The sequence below is a fragment of the Pedobacter sp. Leaf216 genome (assembly GCF_001421515.1).
Classification (GTDB): domain Bacteria; phylum Bacteroidota; class Bacteroidia; order Sphingobacteriales; family Sphingobacteriaceae; genus Pedobacter.
Map to the genome: position 1 here is coordinate 1 of NZ_LMKM01000037.1, position 25,555 is coordinate 25,555.

At 36.8% G+C, this 25,555-nt stretch carries 22 protein-coding genes, 1 tRNA gene and 1 pseudogene; 6 read left to right on the top strand and 18 right to left on the bottom strand.

Features of this window, described 5'->3' with window-relative positions:
* A partial coding sequence (locus ASE74_RS25295; RefSeq protein ID WP_235526197.1) for a hypothetical protein occupies window positions 1-463 on the top strand: 463 nt, incomplete at its 5' end.
* 57 nt (window positions 464-520) lie between these two features.
* On the opposite strand, the gene ASE74_RS22535 is transcribed toward ASE74_RS25295, so the two are convergent.
* The 3 genes from ASE74_RS22535 to ASE74_RS22545 form a co-directional block, all read right to left on the bottom strand.
* A complete protein-coding gene (locus tag ASE74_RS22535; protein WP_157255507.1) occupies window positions 521-1,648 on the bottom strand; it encodes a hypothetical protein in 1,128 nt (375 codons plus the stop codon).
* A gap of 55 nt (window positions 1,649-1,703) precedes the next feature.
* Window positions 1,704-3,242, bottom strand: a complete 1,539-nt coding sequence (locus ASE74_RS22540) for a reverse transcriptase/maturase family protein (RefSeq protein ID WP_055914456.1) — start codon at window positions 3,240-3,242, stop codon at window positions 1,704-1,706.
* 765 nt (window positions 3,243-4,007) lie between these two features.
* Window positions 4,008-4,610: a hypothetical protein gene (locus tag ASE74_RS22545; protein ID WP_055914459.1), complete on the bottom strand. Its 603-nt coding sequence runs from the start codon at window positions 4,608-4,610 to the stop codon at window positions 4,008-4,010.
* A 247-nt stretch (window positions 4,611-4,857) separates the two neighbouring features.
* Between ASE74_RS22545 and ASE74_RS22550 the strand changes: the two genes are divergently transcribed.
* Window positions 4,858-5,049, top strand: a complete 192-nt coding sequence (locus tag ASE74_RS22550) for a hypothetical protein (RefSeq protein ID WP_055914462.1) — start codon at window positions 4,858-4,860, stop codon at window positions 5,047-5,049.
* 14 nt (window positions 5,050-5,063) lie between these two features.
* Window positions 5,064-5,825: pseudogene (locus ASE74_RS25570) on the top strand (recombinase family protein); the annotation flags it as partial.
* A gap of 728 nt (window positions 5,826-6,553) precedes the next feature.
* Here ASE74_RS25570 and ASE74_RS22555 read toward each other — a convergent pair.
* The 15 genes from ASE74_RS22555 to ASE74_RS22625 form a co-directional block, all read right to left on the bottom strand.
* Window positions 6,554-6,633 (bottom strand) — tRNA-Leu (locus tag ASE74_RS22555).
* 88 nt (window positions 6,634-6,721) lie between these two features.
* Entirely contained in the window at window positions 6,722-7,015 is a 294-nt protein-coding gene (locus ASE74_RS22560; RefSeq protein ID WP_055914465.1) for a DUF3817 domain-containing protein, read from the bottom strand.
* A 188-nt stretch (window positions 7,016-7,203) separates the two neighbouring features.
* Window positions 7,204-7,740, bottom strand: coding sequence for a Fe-S protein assembly co-chaperone HscB (gene hscB / locus ASE74_RS22565; protein ID WP_055914468.1), 537 nt, complete (start codon window positions 7,738-7,740; stop codon window positions 7,204-7,206).
* Between the two features lie 83 nt (window positions 7,741-7,823).
* Entirely contained in the window at window positions 7,824-9,212 is a 1,389-nt protein-coding gene (locus ASE74_RS22570) for a site-2 protease family protein (RefSeq protein WP_055914471.1), read from the bottom strand.
* A gap of 29 nt (window positions 9,213-9,241) precedes the next feature.
* Entirely contained in the window at window positions 9,242-10,402 is a 1,161-nt protein-coding gene (locus ASE74_RS22575) for a 1-deoxy-D-xylulose-5-phosphate reductoisomerase (RefSeq protein WP_055914474.1), read from the bottom strand.
* Window positions 10,403-10,634: 232 nt separating this feature from the next.
* Entirely contained in the window at window positions 10,635-12,182 is a 1,548-nt protein-coding gene (locus tag ASE74_RS22580) for a GH3 auxin-responsive promoter family protein (protein WP_055914477.1), read from the bottom strand.
* Between the two features lie 42 nt (window positions 12,183-12,224).
* On the bottom strand, window positions 12,225-13,013 hold the full coding sequence (locus ASE74_RS22585) for a hypothetical protein (RefSeq protein WP_055914480.1): 789 nt from the start codon (window positions 13,011-13,013) through the stop codon (window positions 12,225-12,227).
* The gene (locus ASE74_RS22590) at window positions 13,010-13,978 is read right to left on the bottom strand and encodes a glycosyltransferase family 2 protein (RefSeq protein WP_055914483.1); all 969 of its coding nucleotides are present in this window, start codon (window positions 13,976-13,978) and stop codon (window positions 13,010-13,012) included. Before ASE74_RS22590 ends, ASE74_RS22585 begins: the two co-directional genes overlap by 4 nt.
* A gap of 68 nt (window positions 13,979-14,046) precedes the next feature.
* Window positions 14,047-14,997 carry a glycosyltransferase family 2 protein gene (locus ASE74_RS22595; RefSeq protein WP_055914485.1) on the bottom strand — a complete coding sequence of 317 codons (951 nt, stop codon included), beginning with the start codon at window positions 14,995-14,997 and terminating at the stop codon, window positions 14,047-14,049.
* Between the two features lie 115 nt (window positions 14,998-15,112).
* Window positions 15,113-15,646, bottom strand: a complete 534-nt coding sequence (locus tag ASE74_RS22600) for a DUF4199 domain-containing protein (protein WP_055914488.1) — start codon at window positions 15,644-15,646, stop codon at window positions 15,113-15,115.
* 12 nt (window positions 15,647-15,658) lie between these two features.
* Entirely contained in the window at window positions 15,659-16,327 is a 669-nt protein-coding gene (locus ASE74_RS22605; protein ID WP_055914491.1) for a hypothetical protein, read from the bottom strand.
* Window positions 16,328-16,429: 102 nt separating this feature from the next.
* On the bottom strand, window positions 16,430-17,686 hold the full coding sequence (locus ASE74_RS22610; protein ID WP_055914494.1) for a dihydroorotase family protein: 1,257 nt from the start codon (window positions 17,684-17,686) through the stop codon (window positions 16,430-16,432).
* Window positions 17,683-19,722 carry a BatA and WFA domain-containing protein gene (locus ASE74_RS22615; RefSeq protein WP_055914497.1) on the bottom strand — a complete coding sequence of 680 codons (2,040 nt, stop codon included), beginning with the start codon at window positions 19,720-19,722 and terminating at the stop codon, window positions 17,683-17,685. Before ASE74_RS22615 ends, ASE74_RS22610 begins: the two co-directional genes overlap by 4 nt.
* Window positions 19,723-19,974: 252 nt before the next feature.
* Window positions 19,975-20,379 (bottom strand): hypothetical protein, encoded by a 405-nt coding sequence (locus tag ASE74_RS22620; protein WP_055914500.1) that lies wholly within the window; start codon window positions 20,377-20,379, stop codon window positions 19,975-19,977.
* A gap of 19 nt (window positions 20,380-20,398) precedes the next feature.
* Window positions 20,399-21,961, bottom strand: coding sequence for a L,D-transpeptidase family protein (locus ASE74_RS22625; RefSeq protein ID WP_055914949.1), 1,563 nt, complete (start codon window positions 21,959-21,961; stop codon window positions 20,399-20,401).
* A 275-nt stretch (window positions 21,962-22,236) separates the two neighbouring features.
* Here ASE74_RS22625 and hisG point away from each other — a divergent pair, with 275 nt between their 5' ends.
* The 3 genes from hisG (at window position 22,237) to hisC (ending at window position 25,555) form a co-directional block, all read left to right on the top strand.
* Window positions 22,237-23,088, top strand: a complete 852-nt coding sequence (hisG, locus tag ASE74_RS22630; protein WP_055914504.1) for an ATP phosphoribosyltransferase — start codon at window positions 22,237-22,239, stop codon at window positions 23,086-23,088.
* Between the two features lie 49 nt (window positions 23,089-23,137).
* Entirely contained in the window at window positions 23,138-24,418 is a 1,281-nt protein-coding gene (hisD, locus tag ASE74_RS22635) for a histidinol dehydrogenase (RefSeq protein WP_055914507.1), read from the top strand.
* 96 nt (window positions 24,419-24,514) lie between these two features.
* Window positions 24,515-25,555, top strand: coding sequence for a histidinol-phosphate transaminase (gene hisC, locus ASE74_RS22640; RefSeq protein WP_055914510.1), 1,041 nt, complete (start codon window positions 24,515-24,517; stop codon window positions 25,553-25,555).

Consider the following 25,555-nt stretch of genomic DNA (forward strand, 5'->3'; position numbering starts at 1 on the left):
ATATTTTATTACCTCAAACAAAAACTGGTGTACTTTGGCTCGGAATGACTGGTGCACTATGCCTCGGAATGGGTGGTGTAGTATGGGTCGGAATATCCACCGAAAACTATTCAGTTCTGCGGAGTCAAATCTTTCGGGCAAACCTAAATACCTCACGTGGGACGAGCTATGGGAACACGCTTCACCCAAATTTAAAGACTCAGCCAATCTCGATTACGACAAAATCATGAAGCTATTTACGACAACTGATCTAAAAGGCTACAGACAAGATGAGCGTTTCGCAAACATGATCGACGATGCCTTGCATTGCTTTTATGCCGCTCATTGCGACTATTTCATTACGATTGACAAACGCTGTGCGGACAAGGCTAGACTGGTCTATGAGAAGCTCGGTATTTCAACCGCTGTATACAGTCCCGATCAATTTTATGCATATGCATCATCATTAGCTTCTATCGAATAATATGTATCAGTAACCGAATTTACTGGAGCAATTTAAGGGGTATATCTAAAAATAAAGCTATTTGTATTTATCGTGTAGATCATTGATCCATTTATCACTTACAATATTAGTCTGAAACGGTTCAACCCTAAGTGAAATGATATCATCAAGCAGCAAAACCGTTCGGATTATACACCTTCTACATTCGCTTCTATGGGTCTCATCATGAACACCCTTATTAAAAAGTGCATATAATTTTTCCCATTCTTTGAAAAGTGTGGCGGTGGCAGAAACAATCATCTCGACATTGGTTTTGCTCTGCAGTTGTTTAGTGGCAAAAGCCATTAACCTATTCTTATATTTATCCTCCTTTAATGATCTCCCGTCTATAATTTGTTCAGTTGCCGGAAATAAGCAACCGGTCACATACTCAAAAACCCTTCTACATGAAGTCATCACGTGAGCATACTGCTCTCCTACTAATGCAGCGTCAAATGCACTTGTCAATGCCCATAGTTTATTAGTAAGATCTGGAGCAACATCAATCAGTTTCCCTGTAATTTCATCACTAATACTGGCAAAAAGTGCATCAACGCTTTTACGCCATTCGGCCCCGCGCCTGGCATGTTCGTAATTATGATGGTCATCAAACACACTATATCTGTAGTTTGAGTTTTCGATCTTCACATGAGCAAAGAATAAGCCTTCAAAGAAAGTTTTTTCTTCAGCAGCATATTCCCGCATTTCCGGATCATCATTATCCACCATTATATAGAGGTCCTTGTTTAATATCCGAAACTTAGGGCCAATACACTCCCCATAACAATACCACTGCAACTCATCGGAATGATCTATCTCGAATGCCCCGAGGTAATGTTCTTCGTCCTTTAGGAAAGTATGTATTTGTTGAGCAACAGACTTGCCTATCGTTTCAAAGCAGATGATAAAGATATTTTCTCTAAGCATCACTTTTGCATTATCATAAGAAATGCGTTTCCAGGTATCAAAAGGAAAACCTACAAGCCGGTTGACGAACAGACGTTCATCTACATCTCTGATGTCGCCAAGAATAAGATCACCAGTCAGCACTTTACTAGAGAGACTAACGCCCTCCATTTTTAAATACTTTCGAAAAAGCAATTCATAAAAATGCTTGTCGTAAAAACCGGTGATATCTGAACATTTGAAATGATATGCTACTTTCACACATAAACATACTAAAAAGTGGACAACAATTGTATGGGCATTGGTAAATTTAAAATTAACGTTTTGCGATTCGTTTCTTTTGTTTAGCAAACTCGCTGCTGGTTTTTGCCATCTCTCTTTCGAGAATACTAAAGTGTGCAGAAAGTTGTCGCTTAATCGATGTTGAATTCATTCCTTTTCTAACAATACCTGCAGCCGTTATATATTGCTCCTGAGCGGCATTCTGAGCGTAAGTGATGAAGTTGCGATCGCCGAAATGGGTATAACGACCGTGAAGTTGTTTTTTAGAAATTTTTTCCTTTTTAGATTTTTTACCATATGCCATCATCATAGTTTTAAGCACGCGCCCCTTGGCTTTTCTAAAATATCGGGAGAGGCTTGCTGGCCGAACATAAATATTCCTTCCATTGAATTCAAAACCAAGGTATTGGAGATTTCTATAAAATTTCTGTTCATTAACTTTTGTCGTAGCTTTCTTACCTTCACCCCTGATATCAAATGAACGAATTTTCCCACTACTGTCTGGCCTAAACTCGATTACTTCGGTTTTTTTCTTTTGTATGGTCAGATGATATTTGTCCTTACGCTTTATCTCATCGACAACCTCGTTATTTAAATAAACAGCATTTTCAGATTTGCAGATCAACAGCAAGTCATCGCAATAGCGGAAATAGTGAAAATCCATTTGCTTACCTAATCTGGTGAGCCACCTGTCAAATTCAATTAAATAAATATTTGATAAAACTGAACTCATAGGTGATCCCTGAGGGATACCCCTGTAAGAGAGCGAACCATCGTCGTTCACTTTGGGCTTATTAAGCACAATCAACTGTCTACGGCGGATCAGTTCAAATTTTTCTAAATAAGTTGATCCGGCAATATCATCTGAGATCAGATCTAATAAATTGAAAAACTTATCTGCTTTTAGCATATCAATTTCAAAATGTTTTAAAAAACTAGCTTTTCCTACATATCGATAGTTTGTCAGGGATCGAAATACTTTATACTGATCGAGTGGGAGTTGTTTTTTACCAATTACCTCACACCATTTTTCTTTTAAAAGTTTGTGGTCAATATTATCAAAATAACCGGTTATGTCCAAAGCAATAGCCGTGCATTTGCCATGCTTAGCAACCATTTCTTTAACAGAATCGAAAGCGCGTTTAGCAAATTGAATGTTGCAGTCGCCTCCGAGGTCAGAACGGTAAGCAAGGATGCAATTATCGAATTTTTCTTTTTTTATGTATTTTTGGTAGGCCTCGGTTAGTGCGTAAGCATAAAAGGAGTAGATATAGGAATCAATATGTGATGGGAATGAAATGGGCCGTATTTTTGTTTCCAAATCATAGGCATCGATTGTTTCGTCAAATTTATATCTTGGTGTTTTGGCCAGGATTTTTAAGTGCGGTGTAAATGAATATTTAGCAATTGTATTGAGAGTGGGATCCTTGAGAAGTTTCCTAATTTTGTTCCCCGATTTGGCAAAGTCAAAAACATTGTCAAATTGCTTGTATGTCTTGGGTTTATCAGATTTCTTTACCTTTTCCGCAAAACGTTCCCAAAGCTCATCAGTATATATAGCATCAATAATCATAATTTTTAATGGGACATCAGCTAGAGAAATCCATCAGAGTTAACACTCTAGCCAATGCACAATGTATATTCATTGCTCAGTAAATGACCGCCTTCAATCATTTGGGGACTTGAACCCCTGTTATACCCAAATCCGCCCATGGCCGATCACCTTTAAAAGTGCGGCACTACACATTGAACAAACCGACGCCTGCTCAACCTTTTTAGGATTACCGGTCAATCATCTGATATTGACTTCCGTTCCCCCCAAAACCTTTCGTTGCATGTTTCGTCGCAGATCGGGTATTCCAAAATTTCTTTTGGTAAGGTCTTTTTAAACTTAAACTATAATGTTATGAGCATACTGAATTACATTCTACAAACATCTATTGTTCTTATCTTACTGTCTATAAGGATAAGAATTGATTTAACAGATATTTATAATAAACTGCAACATTCTTTGGAACTGTTCCAAAGAATTAGTAACTTAAACAACACATCCAATGGACTACACCAGAGGCAATTATTAGACAACAAATATTCAGCCAGAAACTAATAACTGACATCATGTCTTAGACGTCAGTTAGAATGTTTACGAATTTTCTTAAAGGCAAATGTAAATTCGACTAACCTCCTATTTCCGACCTCTAACTCAGATTGATAATTAATCCTCTCTGCAGTAAGTTGAATGCATCAAAATGACCCATTACGTTTTCGCCGAACAATTCTTTAAAGACCGTTTTTCCGATATTCATTTTATTAAATAAATTAAAAGCTACTATAAAAATTAAAAAAAACATAGTTGCACTTCTGCGACCTGGATCTTTTCAATACTCCTCAATGTTGCTAAAATAATTTTTTGATTATAATTTGTAGTATCCTTATTTCCTACTTTTGAAGCCATTGCATTTTTAAGTTTTTGAATCGCATGATGTAGTGCATCTTCCCTTGAGCTAAAAATGGGGGTATAAACACAAATTCCTGATGATGAACCTGCTGTTCCATAGGCAATGCTCATGCCATAAGTCCATTTATTGTTAGGTCCTTTTCCTAAGGTAACGGTGCTATAACTGCCATATCGGTCTCTTTCAGTCAATCCGAAACGCAATTCTTCCTGATCCAAGAATAGTGGTCTTGTTAGCCAACCATATTCATCAAAATCAATTTCGGCAAATCCGAACTTTAAACCGCAACGAAAAGCATAGACATTGAAGATAATGGTTCTCAAGCCGTCACCAAATTGGTGGAACCACTTCAATTGTTTAAGGTCATTTTGTTGAATGGTTTTTAAAATCTCATTAAGGAGTTCACGTTCATAACTCACATGATAATGTTCTTCCAAATACTGGGTTACTGCAGTTTCATTTAGCAATGCTGATAGTGTTTCCATAGCGATACATTTATTTTTTAACTGCCCAAGAAATTGCGCTGACTGCTTATCGCTCAAGGGCGGCGTAGCCGTTTATAAACCCTTGAACGATAAATAGCAGCTCAGCGATAGATTTGCAGATTTAAAAATTAATGGATAAGAGAAAGATCGATTGCTTTGAAAAGAATTACGTAGGGATCCCTATAGGGAGTACGTAAGAATATTTTATACACAGTTTATTATTGCGATAGGGTATAATAGAGCTATTATGAAATCAAAGACGGACATTAAAAATATACTTAAACCAATCCTTATTGTTGAAGAATTACCAAAAACATTTGGCAGTAGCTTGTATAGAAACAATAACAAACAGCAGAGCAAAATTACCGAAGAAGAAAAGATAATGCTAACTTTAATAGCAAATATTATTGTAGAAATAGCTTTAAGGGAGGAATTATGAACGCTATAGGTTATATGAGATTGAGCAGTAAGGATCAATCAAAATCATTAGAATATCAAGAATCATCAATAAAAGAATATTGTAGACGCAACAACTTAAACATTATCGGATTGTTTAAGGATAATGGGGAATCAAGTTACACATTCGACCGCCCTGATTATCGTGCCTTGGAGCTATACCTAAAGAACTACAAAGGTCAATGTAATTATATCATCGTACTTGACCATGACAGATTCAGCAGAAACCTTCCGGAGGCGTTGATGAAAATCGGTGAGCTGGAAGCCAAATATGGAGTCAAAGTGCTTTCCACAAATGAAAGGATTGATCTGGACACCTCCGATCCAGACGTATTCATTAAGCGAGCCTTTGAGTACATGATGGCCAATAAGGAATTGTTTAATATTCGCAAGCGTACAAAGCAGGGCGTCAGAAATGCAAAGGAAAGTGGCCGTTATCTCGGAAGGGCACCTTATGGTTATAGGAATATTATTGATGGAACTAGAAAAAACCTAATAGAGATCCATCAAGGCGAAGCTTTAATAGTTGAGCGAATATTCAGGGAATTTATCATCGGCATTCCTCAATATATCATTTATAAAAATGTCAAAGCGTTAGGCTTTACAAGAACCAGCAAGTCTGCTATCCAGGAGATCCTTATGAATTGTGTCTACGCAGGACTAATCAGGGTCCCACCCTTTCAGGAACTGCCAGAGAAATTTGTGAAGTCTATCCATTTGCCGATAATCTCAGATGCGGAGTATTGGCTGGTGCAGAATATGTTGAATAAAAGCAAGAGAAAAACACGTGTCCAACCAGCGGAGGATTTTCCATTGAGGGGCATTCTTAAATGTTGGTGTGGAAAGGGAATGACAGCTGGATATACTAAAGGCCGTAAAAGCTATTACTTGTATTATCGTTGTACAGAGCATACGAATTATAATTTAGCAGGCAACAAGTTGCATGACGCTATCGAAGCGGTATTAAAAGGCTTAAGCTTCTCTACCCATCAAGTCCAATTTGTTAGGGAAACAGCAAAGGCCTTATTGATAGAGCCGCAGAAGTTAAAGAAAGAACAACATCAAAATAAAATCAGAAAGCTTCATGAGCTAAACGAAAAGATTTTCAAGCTTGAAGAACGATTGATGAATAATGAGATAGAGAGTTCGACCTATCAAACCTGGTTTCAAAAATACAAAGAAGAAAAGGCAATGCTTGAATATTCATTAAGTGGAAATCAACCATCTAAAATCCGAAACGAGGATGAGCTTATTGACCGAATTTTACCTAACCTAACTAACCTCCATGAGATTTATCAAAAAGGCAACATTACACAGAAGCATACGCTGATGAGGGGGGTGTTCAAAGATAATCTGGTATGGGGTGACGATATGTTTAGAACCGCTTTTATTGACCCGACGTTCAACGATAACATACTGAAAGTCAAGCAAAAAGGGTTGCTTTTTAACGAGCAACCCTTTAAGGTTTTGGGCTTGAGCCCGGTTAGTACCCGGAGCCGGAGTCGAACCGGCACGGTTTCCCACAGGTGTTTGAGACCAGCGCGTCTACCAATTCCGCCATCCGGGCATTCTTGTTGGACGGGGTTGCAAATGTAGATAACGAAACCCTAATTCACAAAATTATTTTTAATTAATTTTAACTCACTGAAGCACAATTATTTTGGTCGCTCATCTTTCAATTTGCGGTCTACCACGAAGGGTATAAACGGCAAAAGTGATGCTAAAAAGATCAGAACGGCTTTACCAAACTTCCATTTTTGCTCTTGCCAGGCTAAAATTAAAGTAGCTGCATACAACACAAATAATAATCCGTGTGCCCAACCGGTATACTTTACATATAAAGGTAAATTTGCAAAATATTTTAAAGGCATGGCTACAAATAACAAGAGCAAATAGGATATACCTTCTGCTACGGCTACTTTACGAAAAATAGAAAGGGAACTATTCATTGATCTGATTGTTTTTCCGAAAGTATAATAAAGCCACTGGTTAACAAAAACTAAAAAATGATTTTACAATTGAGTGTTTTAAAGAAGTTGAAGGTAGAAGGTTCAGGGCTTTATCTTAAGACCTTTGCTACCTGACTTTACAGCCTAACTTCCTCATCCATTTTCCATTCAAAATCTTCCATCCACTCCTATTTCACCAGTCGCTCTCTAATCCTATCAATGTATTTTTGGCGGTAAAAATTATCTTTTATTGAAGGTAATAATGCATCAGATGCTTCAGGGTTGCTATCGAACTGATTGATAAGATCATTTAATTCCTTTGCCAAATCTTCTTCAATTGATGCAACATCTCTTTTTACCTGCTCAAGCTTTTCTGCATCCGGCTCAAATTCCAAATCCATTAAAACTTCGTTTACATCCATCATTTCCATCAAAAAAGATTGGGGAAGTTGGTAAGCCTCATCAGTTGCTACAATCCCCTTTAGTTCAAGCACGTATTTTAAGCGCTTTTTAGCATTACTTAGTGTTTGGTAGGCCTTGTTGTTCAAAGTTGACAGATCGAGTACTTCCTGCTGCTTCTCTTCACTTTCATTGGCATAAAAATCGGGATGAAACTGTTTGCTCAAAGCATAAAATTTTGATTTTACAGCATTTTGGTTTGGTTTGAACTGTATGGGAAGATCGTAAAATTCGAAATAATTAGGTTGTTGTACTGCTTCGCTCATGATACTTATTAAATTAAAAAGCCGCAGATGTTCAGATTGAAGATTCCAATCTGTGCATCTGCGGCAATTATATCAATTTGATTTTACTTACCGAAAGATTTTAAAATATCATTACCAAAAGCAAACACCATTAAACAAATCAGGATTACAAAACCAACGATTTGGGCCTTTTCCAACACTTTTTCGCTTACAGGCTTACGTTGTACCATTTCAATTAAAAGAAACACCACATGGCCCCCATCAAGCCCGGGTATAGGCAATAAATTCATAAATGCCAATGCCATAGAAATTAATCCCGTTAGCGTCCAAAATTTAACCCAATCAAATGTACTTCCATATACTTTGGCAATTCCAATCGGACTGCTGATATTACGGGCACTTAATTTCCCGGTAATCATTTTACCAATACCTTTTGCGTTATCTAAAAAAGTACTCCATGCCATATTTGCACCAACAGGGAGCGATTCGATAAAACCGAAATCCACGTGTGCAGTTTCAGGCATTTTTAAATTAGGGCCAATTCCAATTGTGCCATCTTTGCCTACTTTAAGATCGAATGTAATCGCTTTGCCTTTGCGCAAGGCATTAATGGTAATTGGTTTTAATTTATTTGTAGAAACTTCTTCTTTAAACTGGTCGAAAAAGGTAATCTGTTTGCCGTTAACCGATAAAATACTATCGCCGGGTTTAATGCCTGCAGCATAGGCCGGGTAAACTGGCTTTTCAAATTTCCGTCCAAATAGTTTATCAAAGAACGAAGGTTTATCAGCTTTCTCATCCGGTGCACTCACTTTATCTACACTTTCCATCCGATAACGCGGAGAAATAAAATTCTCTTTATCGTTTTTAGAAATCTTATTTAAAATGGTATCCGGAACGGAAATATAAAGTGTTTGATTACCTCTTAAAATGGTTAACTGCGCGCCATCAAATAAAACTTTACTTGATATCGCATCCTCAAAACGGATCAGTTTATTGCCATTAATCGCTAAAATTTTATCTCCGTTTTTTAAACCAATTTCTTTACCGATTGCGCCAACAGAAATACCATCATTTAATTTACTGTTAACTGTATAATTTTGTCCGATATTAAAAGTCAGCATCCAAAAGATAAAAATACCAACTATCACATTTACGATAATACCACCAAGCATCACGATTAAGCGTTGCCAGGCCGGTTTTGAGCGGAATTCCCATGGTTGCGCAGGTTGAGCCATTTGCTCTGTATCCATACTTTCATCAATCATTCCGGCAATTTTCACATAACCGCCAAGTGGTAACCATCCCACACCATATTCAACATCACCTTTTTTGAAACTGAAAAGTTTGAAACCCCAGGCATCAAAAAATAAATAAAACTTTTCTACTTTAATACCAAATGCCCTGGCTGCCAAGAAATGCCCTAATTCGTGTAATATTACCAATAAAGACAATCCGAGCAGCAGCTGCCCCGCCATAATCAATCCATTCATATTTTCTTATAAAATTTTTATGTTAGATGTTAAACTATATTTTTTGTTACTAATTCGCCGGCTAAGATACGGCTATGTTTGTCAGTTTCTAAATAATCGCTCAATTGTGGTTTTTCCACGAAACTGATTTCAGCCATACACTGTTCAATAACTTCACTCATCTGCAGAAAACCGATCTTATCATTCAAAAATGCCGCTACAACAATTTCATTCGCCGCGTTTAAAATACAAGGCATGTTCCCCCCTTTTCGTAAAGAAGTAAATGCAAGTTCTAAATTCCTAAAGGTTTCCATGTCGGCTTTTTGAAAGCTAAAATTTGGGTAATCTAAGAAGTTAAAACGCTTAAAATCGTTTTTTAGCCTATCGGGATAATTTAAAGCATATTGAATGGGCAGTTTCATATCCGGAACACCGAGTTGTGCTTTCATCGAACCATCGGTAAACTGCACAATAGAATGGATAATGGATTGTGGATGAACAATTACATCAATCTGATCTACATCAAGATCAAACAGCCATTTCGCCTCAATTACCTCTAAACCTTTGTTCATTAAAGAAGCAGAATCGATCGTGATTTTTGCTCCCATTACCCAGTTGGGATGTTTTAACGCCTGCTCTTTTTTTACAGTTGATAAAAAATCTTTGCTTTTACCTAAAAATGGGCCTCCCGAAGCGGTAAGATAGATTTTTTCGATTTCATTCTGCGTTTCGCCAACCAAACACTGAAATATCGCCGAGTGTTCAGAATCTACAGGTAAAATTTTAACCTGATGCTCAACGGCCAGTTTCGTTATCAATTCTCCGGCTACCACTAAAGTTTCTTTGTTGGCAAGCGCAATATCTTTTCCTGCTTTTATGGCGGTAATGGTTGGCTCTAGCCCTACTGATCCCATTAAAGCGGTTAATACCACATCGCTTTCCTGGTAGGCAGCAACTTCGGATAAAGCAGCTTCGCCAGCCAAAACTTTAATATTTAGCGCAGATAAGGCATTTTTTACTTCAATATATTTGCTTTCATCACAGATTACCACAACATCGGGTTTAAATTCCAATGCCTGTTTTATCAGTAATTCCGAATTCTTTAATGCAGATAATACCGTTACTTTAAAAACTGTAGGGTGGTCTCTAACAACTTCAAGTGCTTGCGTACCTATGCTGCCTGTAGAACCAAGTATTGTTATTCTTTTCAAATTCTTTTAATATCATGATGCTTAAGTTTAATTAAGCATTTTATCTAATTTTTTTGTTTTCCACTTGCCCCTATCCTTCTCGCTGTACTTCGTCATTGCGAAGCTGAACTTGAGCGCGCTGAAGCAATCTGATTTGTTTAATAAGATCGCTACATCTCATTGCCATGGTTCTTGTTTCCAGTAATCATTTTTCTCATTTCGTTTCGTGAAGATACGAATCGAGTAAGATTAATTAAACAATATACTTCTCCAACCCGTCTGCCAGTTTCCGATCGTTACTTAAACGCGGCACTTTATTTTGTCCGCCTAGTTTCCCCTCACTTTTCATGTAATTTACAAAAGCATCTTTTTGCAAAGTACGTATAATCAATGGCTGTAGGATGTTTCCTTCAATCAGGTCAAAGTAATAAATATTTTTCTTTTGCAAAGCCTCATCAACTTTTTTGCTAAACGCAAGCATATCTTTTGGTGCAGACGAAAACTCTATAAACCACTCATGATAAGGAAGTTGCCCAGATGCTGGATTAACCTGAGGCGCAACTGTAAATTCTGTAATTTCTACCTGCTCCTGGTTTGCAACACTCAAAATTGCCTGCTCAACCTCCTCGCCAATTACATGTTCGCCAAAGGCTGAAATAAAGTGTTTTATCCGGCCAGTTACTACAATTTTATAAGGATTTTTCGAAACAAACTTCACTGTATCGCCAATGCTGTAGCCCCATAAACCTGCATTGGTATTTAAAATCAATGCGTAATTGATAGCTAATTCTACTTCTCCAAGCGATAATCTTGTCGGGTTATCATTATAATATTCATCGGCAGGCACAAACTCATAAAAAATACCTGCATCAGCCAACAAGAGTAAGCCTTTATCTTTCTGCGAATCCTGATAAGCAATAAATCCTTCAGATGCTGGATAAGTTTCTATCGCATTTATCTTTTTGCCGATACTTTGCTCAATTTTAGCACGGTAAGGCTCAAAATTTACCCCACCATATATAAAAAGACTAAAATTCTTAAATATTTCGCCAATTTTCTTTCCACCGGATTTTTCTGAAAGTTTGTCAAAATACATTTGTACCCAGGGTGGAATCCCCGAAATCAAGGTCATATTTTCATTGAGGGTTTCCTCCACAATGGCATCAACTTTTTGTTCCCAATCTTCAATTGTATTGGTTTCGTAAGAAGGTAATCGGTTTTTTTGCAGGTAAGCGGGCACATGGTGGGCTACAATTCCTGATAAACGGCCTACATTAATTCCATTTTTTACAGTTAAAACCGGGCTTCCTTGTAAGAAAATCATTTTTCCGTTTACAAAATCGGCTTTGCCAGTTTCATGAATATAGGTTAGTATGGCATTACGGGCAGCTTTGATGTGTTCAGGCATCGATTCTTTCGAAAGCGGAATATATTTTACACCAGATGTGGTGCCTGATGTTTTTGCAAAATAAAGTGGTTTCCCTTTCCATAGTACATCCGGTTCTCCTGCCACCACACGATCTACGTAAGGCTTTAGTCCTTCATAATCCTGAACAGGAACATATTTTTTAAAATCATCATAGGTTTTGACATCGGAAAAATGATGATCTTTCCCAAACGCTGTATGTCTGGCCTCCTCAATAAGCTTTTTCAGGATCTTATTTTGAGCATTAACGGCATTATGCTTCCATTTGTTAATCTGCCAAACTGCAAATGCCGCAAAGGGCTTACTTAATGCTGCTTTAAGCCCCCACCCCGCTGAAGGGGACTTTTCCTTTCTATGGTTCTGTTCTTTTTCCATAAATTTTTAATCTGATTTTCGCCCCCTTCAGGGTTTAGGGGGTTAAACGATATTATGCAAAATATCCGGATGCTCATCGCCTTTATACTCACCCGAAATTTTACGGTATGCAACCGTTAAAGCTACACTGGAAAGCGGAACAATGATAAATGAACTTAAAATATTTACAATGAAAGCAACAAGCGGCCATTGCAGGTAGTTTAGCAATAGATAAATTAAATATCCTCCACCTAAAACAACCAATAACAATAAAATTTTAGTGAAATTTCCTTTGGTAGTAGCTAAACTCAATTTAATCGAATCAAATGGTGTTGCACCTTTATCGATGATAAAAAACGGGAAAAATGAAATTCTTAACCAAGTAATAAAAATAGCTATGATACCAACCGAAATGGCTACATTTTTTACAATAGCAACATTAATTCCTGTATAAATAAATGGAAAAGCTACAAGTATAACCACCAGGTAAACACCAAGGATGCAACCTACAAAATAAAGAGTGGCTACTAAAAATCTAATAATTTGTTGCCTCGTTGGAAGTGTATCTACAATTTTTACATCGTTTTCTTCATCATCCATTAAATGGAAAATATATTTAAACAGCGAAAGGTTGATGGTAAAATAAAGCAGTACAAAAATAATTACCATAATAACGCTCAGCGCTTTGCTTACGTCCTTTATAAAAAAGGCCATTAAACTTGATGCACTTGCCGTAATAAACATTAAAAAACATAGCGTAGCAATCGAGAAATAGTGTTTTTTGGTAATGCTCCATGCCTTTTGCATTACATCATTAACGGCGAACGTACTTTCTTTTAGATAATTGATCATTGTTGTTTAAATACCACTCGTTTAAATAAATCCTGTATAAATCCTAAACCATAAGCGGTTAATTGGATAAATGAAGATATAATGCTCAAAAATGCAACTTTTAAAGATTTATTTACAGACCATGAATGAAAAAATATCAACATAAAGTAAATCAATAAGAAGAAGTTACAAACATATGCCAGCGGTGGATAAATAAAATTACACAAAATAGTGAAACCAAAGCCTAAAGTAAATAATGCTGGAAAAAAGTGTACAAGCTTTAATTCTTTTGGAAAATGTTTATAAATATTAATTCTTGCCCTTCCAAAAAAGTGTAATTGCGTATAAAACTGGCTAAAACTTGTCCTACGTTTATGATAAACCTTTGCCTCTGGAATCAGGCCGATTTTAAATCCGTTTTCATGAATCCGGATGCTGTACTCAATATCCTCACCCAATCGGGTTAATATAAAACCACCTACCTTTTCCCAAGCCTGGCGGGATACACCCATGTTAAAACTACGGGGGTGAAATTGCCCTACATGCTGCTTGTTACCGCGGATACCACCAGTGGTGAAAGGTGATGTCATGGCGTAACTGATTGCTTTTTGCACAGGAGTAAAACTATCATGCGCAGCATCCGGGCCACCATAAGCATCTAAATGATGCTCGTATAAATAATTTTTAACCGTTTCGAGGTAATTTGAAGGGATTAAACAATCCGAATCGAAAATTACAAAGTAATCACCTGTGGCCCGTTCAAAACCAAAATTACGTGCGAAACCTTGTCCGGCGTTTTCCTTAAAATAATATTTAATATCCAGTTTATCAGCATAAGAGGCTACAATTGCCTTCGCATCGTTTTTGGAACCATCTTCAATAACCAGCACTTCAAACTGCAAATAAGTTTGTTTAGTTAAGGTATTTAATAACTCGTCTATTTCTTGTGGACGATTATAAAGGGGAATAATGATGGAGAAAAACATGTCTTTAAGCTGAAAGCTAAAAGACTAAAGACCAAAGCGCTTTATGCTTTAAGCTTTAGTCTTTCAGCTTATTTAATTTCTTTTTCTATTAAATACTGGTTTCTTTCTGGTGCGTTGCGTGATAATAGCTCGGCGATAAAACCAGCTAAAAACATCTGCGATCCTACAACAATGGCAACCAGTGACAAATAAAACAAAGGCTGATCGGTTACATCACGATAAGGTAAGCCTTTCCAGATTAAAATTTGTTTTTCTATAAGTACGTAAAGCGACATTACAATTCCTAAAAAGAAACTCAATACGCCCAAAGAGCCGAAAAAGTGCATTGGCCGCTTACCGAATTTACCAACAAAAAATATGGAAAGTAAATCTAAAAAGCCATTGATAAACCTGCTGAAACCGAATTTTGTTGTGCCATATTTACGGGCTCGGTGTTCTACCACCTGCTCTGATATTTTACTGAATCCTGCCCATTTGGCTATTACCGGAATATAACGGTGCATTTCGCCATATACTTCTATGGTTTTGATAACATCGCTTCGGTAAGCCTTTAACCCACAATTAAAATCATTCAGCTCAATGCCACTCATTTTGCGGGTAGCTGCATTAAATAATTTCGTAGGGATTGTTTTCGTAATCGGATCGTAACGTTTCTTTTTCCAACCGGATATAATATCGAGTTTTTCTTCTCTAATCCTTCGGTATAATTCAGGAATTTCATCCGGACTATCCTGTAAATCAGCATCCATGGTAATTACCACATCGCCCTGTGTAGCCTCAAAACCTACATTTAGTGCTGCAGATTTACCGTAATTACGCCTAAATTTAATGCCTTTTATGGCAGGATTTTGAAGCCTTAATTCTTCAATTACCTCCCAAGATCTATCGGTACTGCCATCATCAACCAAAATAACCTCGTAACTGAAGTTATTGTCTGTCATCACTTTATCAATCCAGGCCGTTAATTCTGGCAAAGATTCATCTTCATTAAATAAGGGTACTACAACTGATATATCCATTTTTTAAGCATAAACCCCGCAAATTTAAAAAACATGCGAGGTTTGTTTAAATTAAAACGTGCAAATTTCATCAAATTAAATGATAAAACCTGCACGTTCAAAATTTATAAGGAAATTAAACTCTATCTTTTTTTATTACTGCGGCAGTGATTAAGCTAATTACCAAACCAATCAGCGTATAGGTTATAGCAGATCCGAATGCAATCATATAGATCATATATTTGCTCATCATATTTACCCCTTTAAGTGTCTGTTCGTTATCCCCTGCGGCTTTGATTTGAATATCCAAAATATTTTGTAACGCACCTTTATCTATAACGCCATAATAGAGCATCATTAATAAACCAATAAAAAGGCCTGAATACGCAGCTACTTTAAAACCGGCAGAAAATGCTCTACCGTAAGTTATAAAACCACCCAATTCATTTTTATGCTTGTTCTGAGCGTAGTAAATTGCCAAAATAAAAGTACCATACGACAGGATAACTGAAATTACTTTTTGCCAAATTGGTGTACCTTCTACCTGTGCACTTACACCAAGCAGGTTCATGATGAATATTAATGCTAAAGTGTAAAAGGCAAAAGCAATTGCTACTTGAAATGCCAATGCATTGGGTTTCTTTTCTTCCTGAAGTATCTGTTGTTCCATGATTAATTTAATTTAGTTATTAATTGTTGTAATTAATATATAAGTAGCAGAATCGAATGATTTGTTACGGCTAAACTGAATTATTTCTTTAGTTGTTTCTGCACTACCTTCTACATCAAGGAAAAAAGCCATAAAAGGAACAAACAATTCTTGCATTTCTTCGCTGATATTTAGCGTTGCTGCCGTTTTGCAAATTTCTTCCACACTGCTCTCGGCCAATTGCTGATTGCTGATCAGTTCTTCGTAAATCTCAAATTCATCCTGAAACTCATCATCCTCCACCAACAAAAATTCTTTTAAGAAATCGCCCAATTCGGGATCTAAATCTTCGTCCTTGCATTCTTTAATATACAACAGAAGGTTTAAGAGTTCTGTTCCCCTATCAATGGTCTCTTCTTCTATATTTGCCCATTCATCACTTTCCAGGTAATCTTCTTCCAGTTTCTGTACATCACTGCTAAAGAAGTTTACCATTAATAAATCGAAAAATACTTCTCGTAGTTCTTCAAATTTATGATGCGCATCAAAAACGGCATCAAAAGCAGCCGCTTTATCTAAAAAATTAACATCTAGCTCGAAAGCAGCCAATAATTCTGTCTCAAAACCTTCTACGTTGGTTGCCGAAACCTCAGCATATTTATTAATGGTTGCGCTCAGCGCTTTTTTTACTCTGTTATCCATGATTAAGATTTTTTGGATTTAAGGATTTTTTAATGTCAATAGTGGATCATGCAATATTTATTTCAGCAACTATCCATGATAATGACAGCCAAATATTTTCAACTAACTTTCCGAATACTGATTGTTATTATAAACCAACTTCACTTTTCCTGTAAGTTCAGTACCCAATAACGGACTGTTTGCCGATTTTGAATAATTACTTGCAGCATTATACAACCATTTTTCTGTCGTATTGAAAACGGTAAAGTTAGCTTCAGCTCCTTCTTCTATTACCGGAACAGCTAAATTTAACAATTTACGTGGATTTATAGCCAATTTCTCAGCAATTAAAGTAATATCCAAACCTGCTTTTATTAACAAAGGAAGTACAGTTTGCAAAGCTATAAGGCCATAATGAGCAATTTCGAACTCCACATTTTTAAATTCAATTTCCTCTGGTCGGTGCTGCGAAGTTATGGCATCAATGGTTCCGTCTTTTAAACCGGCAATTAGTGCCTTTAAATCTGCTTTTCCCCGTAGTGGTGGCTTAACTTTGTAATTGCTATCAAAATCGCTTAAAAGTTCTTCTGTAAACACCAGGTGATGCGCCGTTACATCGCAGGTAACCTGCACCCCATCTTTTTTAGCCTTACGGATCAATGCTACTGCACCTGCGGTAGAAATATTGCTGATGTGAATTTTAGTATCGTTATAAGCTGCCAGGAAAATATCGCGTGCAATATGCATTTCCTCGGCAAGCGCGGGTAAACCCTTCATGCCCAAAAGCACTGAGTTTTTACTTTCATTTATTTGCGATTTCCCTGCAATGGATTTATTTTCGGGGTAAACCATTAAAAGCGCATCGAAACCTTTGGCATATTGCAAAGCACGGCTCATAAAACCGTCATCCTGTATGGCCCTATCACCATCAGAAAAAGCTACAGCACCAGCCTGCTGCATATCAAAAAGTTCGGCAAGTTCTTTTGCTTCACGGTTCTGGCTTATTGCTCCTACCGGAAAAACATCAACCAAGTTGTTTTTTGCCCTGTTAATTACATATTCTACCTGAGATTTTGATTGTACAACCGGGCTTGTTTGTGGTAATAAAGCCAATCCGGTAAAACCACCAGCCTTTGCTGTAGCGGTTAAGGTTTGAATATCTTCCTTGGTTTCGAACCCCGGATCGCCGGCTACGCAATTTAGATCGAAAAAACCTGGAGTTAAAAAGGCACCTTGAGCATCAAAAACCGTTTCGTTTTTATCGGCAGTTAATTTACCTATGTTTTTAATTTTACCATTATCTACCCGAACATCGCATTGTTGAGTGTTAAATTTACTTTGCGGATCGGCAATGGTTACATTTTTAACCAGGAGATTCATATTGTTTTTTTTGTGTTGTTAAAAAATCGGATGAGCAAAATTTCTGCTGCAATAAAAATCAGCGACAAAATTAGACAAAGTTTCCATAAAGTTCGGCCGATTTTATTGGCACCGGCAATTAATTTAATGGCATCTTTATCGGTATCGAATATTTTCAAATTACTTTTACCTGCCAACAGATCAAGTTCTGCCTTACTCAAATAATGCATATCAGATTCGGTTCTGCCACTGTTAAAACTATAAACAGCAACTAATGAATCAGCAAGTTTCAGGTTATAAAAACCCGCATTTTTTATTTGATCGGCGATGTAAATCAGTGTTTTCCCATCTGCCTGACGGATTTCGGGAATGGCTTCGAAATGGTCTGCGGTAATTTTTAAACTTTGGTTTTTACCCAACGTAATCTTCTTACTGGCCAGGGCATTATCATTGCCCAGATTGTAATATAAAGGTGTTTCATTTCCTCCACTTAAGGCTAAGCGGTAAATTAAAGGCACAAAAACCGGATGACGGGCCAGATTTCCTTCATTGGCATTTAAGCCAGAAGCTGATAAATAAACCTGTCCGTTACCAACAGCATATTTTGAGAAAAAAGGTTTCCTGCCGGGCAATAACATAATATCTTCCTTATTCGAGGTATTTTTCTCAACAAAAGAATAATAACGGTTAACAGTTGGCAGATCTAAATTCTTTGGAATTTCTTCAAAAACAGTTTTGAAGATCGGATTTTGCAAATCGATCTGATCAACCTTTGTTGCTGTTGTATTTAGTGTTTGAATTGCAGGAAGTGATAAAGCAGTTAAAAATGAATTGTAATTCTGAAAATCAGCATCTAAATCAGGAAACAGAACCACAGATCCACCGGCATTAAGGAAAGTTTTTAACTGTTGTGCCAATCCTGTTGATGGATTTTTTAGCCCATTTAAAACAATTAATCCATAGTTGGCAAAATTGCTATAATTAACATTGCTTTCAGCATTTTCGGTTAATTTGTAATAACGATCGGCGGCAAAAAGTGCTTTAATGTAATTGCCTGCACCAGGCCCGTTAATACTTAATACAGGGAAACTTTCGTCTACTTTAAAACTAAATGATAAGGTATCATCGAAAGTTACCGGAAAATCTTTAATGCTAATGATGCCTTTTTGCCATCCTGCATATAATCCGGAAAAGTTCAAGGTATCTTTAACTGTTTTACCAGCGGGAATACTTACAGCACCTAAACCTTTTTGTTGGTTGTTGATGCTTAATTTTAAGGGGATGTTTTTTGCTTCTTCTTCTGAATAATTTTTTAACTGTACAACCAATCGCTCATTGGCACCGGGTTGATGATTTGGCGAAAGCACCCAAACACTATCAACTGCAACATTGGGTAATGTATTGGCATTCAGTTTTAAAAATGAATATTGAATATCAGTTTTGGTTTCTAGCTTTTTATTCGTTGAAATATTTTTCTGAAAATCAGAAATTAAAAAACTGTATTTGTTATTTGCTCCTGTCAAAATGTTTGCTTGCCGGTTCAGAATTTGCTGCAGGTTTCTATTCGCTGCAGAGATTTTTACATCATCAAGGGCTTTTAAAAACTCTTCTTCATTTAAAAGTCGTTGGTGTTTTCCTTCGAAATTATTGGTTAGCAGTTGAAAACGATCATTGATACCAAAACTTTTCATGAGTTCTTTGGCTCTTCTTTTCGCTTCATCAAGCAAGTTACCATCTTTATTGATGGCTTCCATACTGTAAGAATTATCGATATAAATGCTCACTAAATTATTAGCGGCAGTTGTTTTTTGATTTTGCTCTGGTATATAGGGTTGGGCAAATGCCAGCACCAAAAACACAATAGCCAAAACCCTCGAAAGCAGTATTAACAGGTTTTTAAGTTTTTCTTTGGAAGAGTTTTGCTGTTCTACCTCTTTTAGAAGCTGAACGTTAGAGAAATAAACTTTTTTAAACTTCCTGAAATTGAATAAATGAATGATAACCGGAATGGCAACCGATATTAGTGCGAAAAGAAAGCCCGGATAAAGGAAATTCATTAAAAACCAAAGATAGAAAAATTATGGAACTGCGAATAACTTTTGTTATTAACTATTATCAATGTTACTTTAAGTTTGATAAGTTATAGCCCTAAGATGAATATATTATGGATTCTAATAAAAAGAATCGTCATTGCGAGAAGGAACGACGAAGCAATCTTACAAAATAGATTTTAGTAATGACATCAAGATTGCTTCGCCGGCTGAAAAAGCCTTCTCGCAATGACGATTCAGTGCATTGATCTTATTAACCTAATAACTAAACCCCGGAAATTCAATATTTACAATTTTCCAGCTGCCGTTATATAATGCAAAGTAAAGTTTGAAAGGCCCGCTTATAATTTTTGATTGTTTTTGGATAACAGCTCTATAACCAGCTACGCCTTCAACAAAGCCCATACCTTTGCCTTCGTTCATTAATTCAAAATTAACATCGATAATATCATATCTACCGCCAACATATTCATCAGAACGACCGAACACACCTTTTAAACGTCCAATAATTACATCCTTGCCGATAATTTTATTACCCGGGAGGATAAAAAAATCATTCAGTTCGTTGGTGATGGCCTTCGATTGTTTAAACCAAGAATTTATAAATCTAATGGCACTATTTACGATATCAGCCTGATTATTGAATGCAGGGGTCTCTTCCATTTTGCAAAATAAAGCTTTCTTAGCGATACTTTTTCATCGCAGCCCAAAGTTTTTCATCCATACCATAAACATCAGGTCTGTATTCAATCTTATCATTTTGCGCCCAGGCCGTAATATAAGTGATAATTAATGGCACAGCTTTTTTCGGTCCGAACCATGCTGGTTTAAGTTGAAAAGCTTTGGTGGTATCTGCCTTTTGCGCCATCCGTTTTTTATACCATTTTACATGTGTGCTATCGATCGGTGGCAAATCTACCTCTGCCCTAAGCTTATCATAAGTGTAAGAATCCTTTACCAAAAGTTCGGCAAATTCTAGCGGTTTTTCTATGCGCACACAACCATGACTGATGGCCCGGTTAGTAAGGTTAAATCCATTTTTATTATTGGTGTCGTGAAGGTAAATACTAGAGCTGTTATCGAAGATAAATTTGAACTTCCCTAAGGCATTTCCACCACCCGAACCTTGCTTAAATTTGAAGGGTAATTTATCACGCGAATACTTGCTCCAATTGATTGTATCCGGCTCTCCAATCAGCTTGTCTTTATAGTAAACTTTGATGTTACTATTAGATAAATAAAAAGGATCTTTTCGGGCCATCCAATAGATCTCACTTTGTGCAATACTTACCGGAATATTCCAGATTGGATTGGCCTGAATAGAATTGATTTTACTGAACAACAATGGCGTTTCGTGGTTCTTAGGTTTATCATCCAAATTGCCCGATTTTGCAAAGGCTTTTAACTTCTCATCATATCCATTTTCTCGCTTGCCACCTACACATACTTTCATTGAAATTACGGTATCTTTTTTATCCAGCCAGGTTAATCTAAAATCAGGAATATTTACCTGCACATAGGTATCTCCTGTCTCCGGCATTTTCCAGCGAAACCTTTCCATATTTAAAAGTAAAATTCGCTTTTCGTCTTCGCTATTTGCCGCTAAATATGCTGATTGTAACGCTTTATATTGCGCTGATTTTGGCTGAACAGATCTTAAGCTATCAACCAGGCTTTTACTGTTTAAAAAATTAATCATTCCCAGGCTATCCGGACGCTTAACCTTGATGTAATAACGCGAAAAAATTGCACGCGGATTAACCACTCCGTATTTGAGGTAATTGGTATAATTTAAATAGGCATTTGCCGATAACAGCTCCAGTTTGGCAATTACAGGATAACTTTCATCAACTTTTTTAAATTTATTGGCAGTTAATTCATCCAGTAAACCTTTAATTTCTTCACCTTTAAAAATTTTAGGGTTGAAACCGTGTACCTGGCTTTGATTTAAATAGTTTACGAGCGAATCTAATTCACCATTGATGTAGAATTGAGTTACCAGCCTAGGCTGTGTATAATTATTGGCATAAAAAGCCTTAATCGTTTTAGGATTAACAAATTTAGCTGAAAGACTGTCCATTGTCTTTACAAAAATGCTATCATAAGCTACAGTATCGAAATCTTTGTAAATTTTATTTTTAAAATGCTCAGATAACACTTTACCGATCTCGGGCGGGCTTTTAAACCATCCACAGGCAGAAATAAACAAAATAAACGGTAAAATTAGAAAGCGAAACTTTTTCAAAATGTTAATTTTATGATACAAAATAAGTGTTGTTGGCAATAAAAACACGATAATGGCAAATTAAGTGCCATTATTTTTTGTTTTCCCATTTCAAACGCTATATTTGCCATCGCATATCAGCTAAAGTATTGATACTGGCAGAAATAATTTATGAATTTAACTTTGAACCATCACTTACATTTACACCATCGCCGATAGGCGATATGATATGTTTGTTTTGTACTTCAAAACTTTTTTCCGTAAAATAATTTCTTGTTCACTCTATATTCAATACTTTGAAAACACTTAAAATCGCTATCCAAAAATCGGGTAGGTTAAACGAAAAATCTGTAGAAATACTTAAAAACTGTGGTTTATCTTTCGAAAACTACAAAAGTTCACTCATCTCAACCGTTACCAATTTTCCCTTAGAAATTCTTTTCCTCCGCGACGATGATATTCCAGAATATGTTCAAGACGGTATTGCCGACTTAGGTATAGTTGGAGAAAATGTAATTGTAGAAACCAAAGCCGAAGTAGATTATCTTCAAAAATTAGGCTTCGGAAAGTGTACTTTAAAAATTGCAGTTCAGGCCACAAGTAATATTCAAAATCTTGAAGAATTAAACGGCAAAGCCATCGCTACTTCTTATCCTGTTATCCTCGAAAAATTCTTAAACGAAAAAGGCATACAATCTGACATCAGAACCATTTCAGGATCGGTAGAAATTGGTCCGGGCTTGGGTTTAAGTGATGCCATTTTCGACATCGTTTCTACAGGCGGAACATTAAAGAGCAATGGCCTAAAACCTTTTGCAGATGTAATGCAATCTGAAGCGGTTTTAATCGGAAACAAATCAATTGCCGACAATCCTGAAGTTGCAGAATTGCTTCAACGCATCCGCTCAGTACTCAGTGCAAAATCTAACAAATACGTGGTACTAAACGTATCAAAAGATAACCTTCAAAAAGTAGTGGATTTATTGCCAGGTGTTAAAAGCCCAACAGTTGTTCCGCTGTTCGAACCAAACTGGGTAGCCGTGCATTCTGTAATTGCCGAAGAAGATTTCTGGGATAAAATAAACAGTTTAAAAGCTGCTGGTGCCGAAGGTATTTTAGTAATGCCAATTGAAAAAATAATTAAGTAAAATCGTTTAAATTCATATTAACTATTAGTTAATTTAAAATTATAAAACATTGAAAATCTACAATTATAAAGATTTATCTGAATCAAAAATTGAAGAACTTTGTTCAAGGCAGATTGAAGACGATAAACTGGTTGAAGAACGGGTAACTGACATCATCAGCACGGTAAAAAAAGATGGTGACCAGGCACTTTTCAATTTCGCAAAAGCATTTGATAAGGTTGATTTGGACAAACTGTTTTTAGATGCAGAAGAATTGAAATCAATCGCATCTACCATCCCTGCTGATGCAAAAAAAGCAATTGATACAGCATATCAAAACATCAAAGCTTTTCACCAATCGCAATTAAAAAACGAAGATAAAATTGAAACAATGCCGGGCGTTGTATGCTGGCGCGAATCGAGGGCAATTGAAAAAGTTGGACTTTACATTCCTGGAGGAACAGCAGTTTTACCGAGCACATTTTTAATGCTTGCTACTCCGGCAATCATTGCCGGCTGTAAACATATTGTGGTATGTTCTCCTCCGCAAAGTGATGGTAAAACCAATTGTTATTTAGCTTACTGCGCGGTGCTATTGGGAATCGATAAAATATACCTGGTTGGAGGCGCACAGGCTGTGGCTGCAATGGCTTTCGGAACGGAAAGCGTACCTCAGGTATATAAAATCTTTGGCCCTGGCAACCGTTACGTTACAACGGCAAAAACAATGGTTCAAAATAAGGTGGCTATTGATATGCCTGCAGGTCCTTCGGAAGTATTGGTCATCGCTGATGAAACTGCCAATCCGTCATTTGTTGCTGCAGATCTACTTGCTCAGGCTGAACATGGTGTTGATAGTCAGGCAATTTTGGTATCTACTTCAAATCAGATTATCGTTGATACCTTGAAAGAAATTGAAAATCACCTCACTATCCTACCACGGCAAGAAATTGCAGCTAAGGCCATAGCAAATTCTTATGCGGTTTTAGCTGAAAACCTGGATGTTGCAATGAAATTTTCAAATGAGTATGCTCCAGAGCATCTGATTTTAGCAACTGAGCATTTTGAAAGCCTGATTCCATTAATTGTAAATGCAGGATCTGTATTTTTAGGCAACCTTACACCGGAAAGTGCTGGCGATTATGCCTCAGGAACAAACCATACTTTACCAACCAGCGGTTTCGCAAAAGCATATTCTGGGGTATCAACAGATGCTTTTTTAAAGAAGATAACTTTTCAGCACCTGTCTCAGGAAGGGCTAAAAAACATCGGCAATACGGTTGAGATTCTTGCGGAAGCAGAAGGATTACATGCGCACAAGAATGCAGTAACTATAAGGCTTAAAAATTAGATTAGATCACTATCTTCAATATGCAGCGTGCTAAATTTAGTTCAGCACTTAAAAAGTCCCTGAACTAAATTAAGAGTGACGAATAAAAATATAAAAATGGACATTAACGATTTAGTAAGAGAAAATATAAAAAACCTTCGCCCCTACTCTACTGCGAGGGACGAATTTAAAGGGCAGGCATCTGTTTTTTTAGATGCAAATGAGAACAGTTATGGTTCGCCGCTACCAGCAAATTATAACCGTTATCCTGATCCTTTGCAACTCGATTTAAAAGATGCAATCAGCAAAATAAAAGGCGTACCAATTGAAAATACTTTTTTAGGAAACGGCAGCGATGAAGCGATAGATTTATTGTTTCGTGCATTCTGTAACCCAGGGAAAGATAACGTAATTGTGCTGCCACCAACTTATGGAATGTACGAAGTTTCGGCCAACATTAACGATGTAGAAATCCGTAAAGTGAGCCTGCTTCCAAACTTCCAATTGGATATGGAAAAGATTGCAGAAACCATTGATAAAAACACAAAATTAATCTTCATTTGTTCGCCAAATAATCCGACCGGAAATTCGATAAACCGCGAAGATATTGAAACCATTTTAGCCAACTTTAATGGCATCGTTGTAGTAGATGAAGCGTACATAAATTACGCCCGCCAAAAGACGTTTATCCAGGAGTTAACCGAGTACGGAAACCTGGTGGTTTTGCAAACTTTTTCCAAGGCTTGGGGGCTCGCCGCTTTACGTTTGGGCATGGCATTTTCATCAACAAAAGTGATCGATGTTTTGAATAAGATTAAGCCACCTTACAACATCAATCAGGCCACGCAGGATTTAGCTTTTGAAGCCTTAAAAAATATCGCTCAGGTGAACGATTGGATTAAAGAATCTGTTGCAGAAAGAGACCGTTTAAGCAAAGCATTAACCACATTAAATATTGTTAAAAAAGTATATCCTTCTGATGCTAATTTTATCCTGACAGAAGTTACCGATGCACTGAAAATTTATGATACTTTAGTTGAACAGGGCATCATTGTACGCGACCGTTCTAAAGTAACTTTATGTGAAGGATGTTTAAGAATTACCGTGGGTACAAAAGAAGAAAACGACAAACTATTAACTGTTCTAGAGAATTTTTAA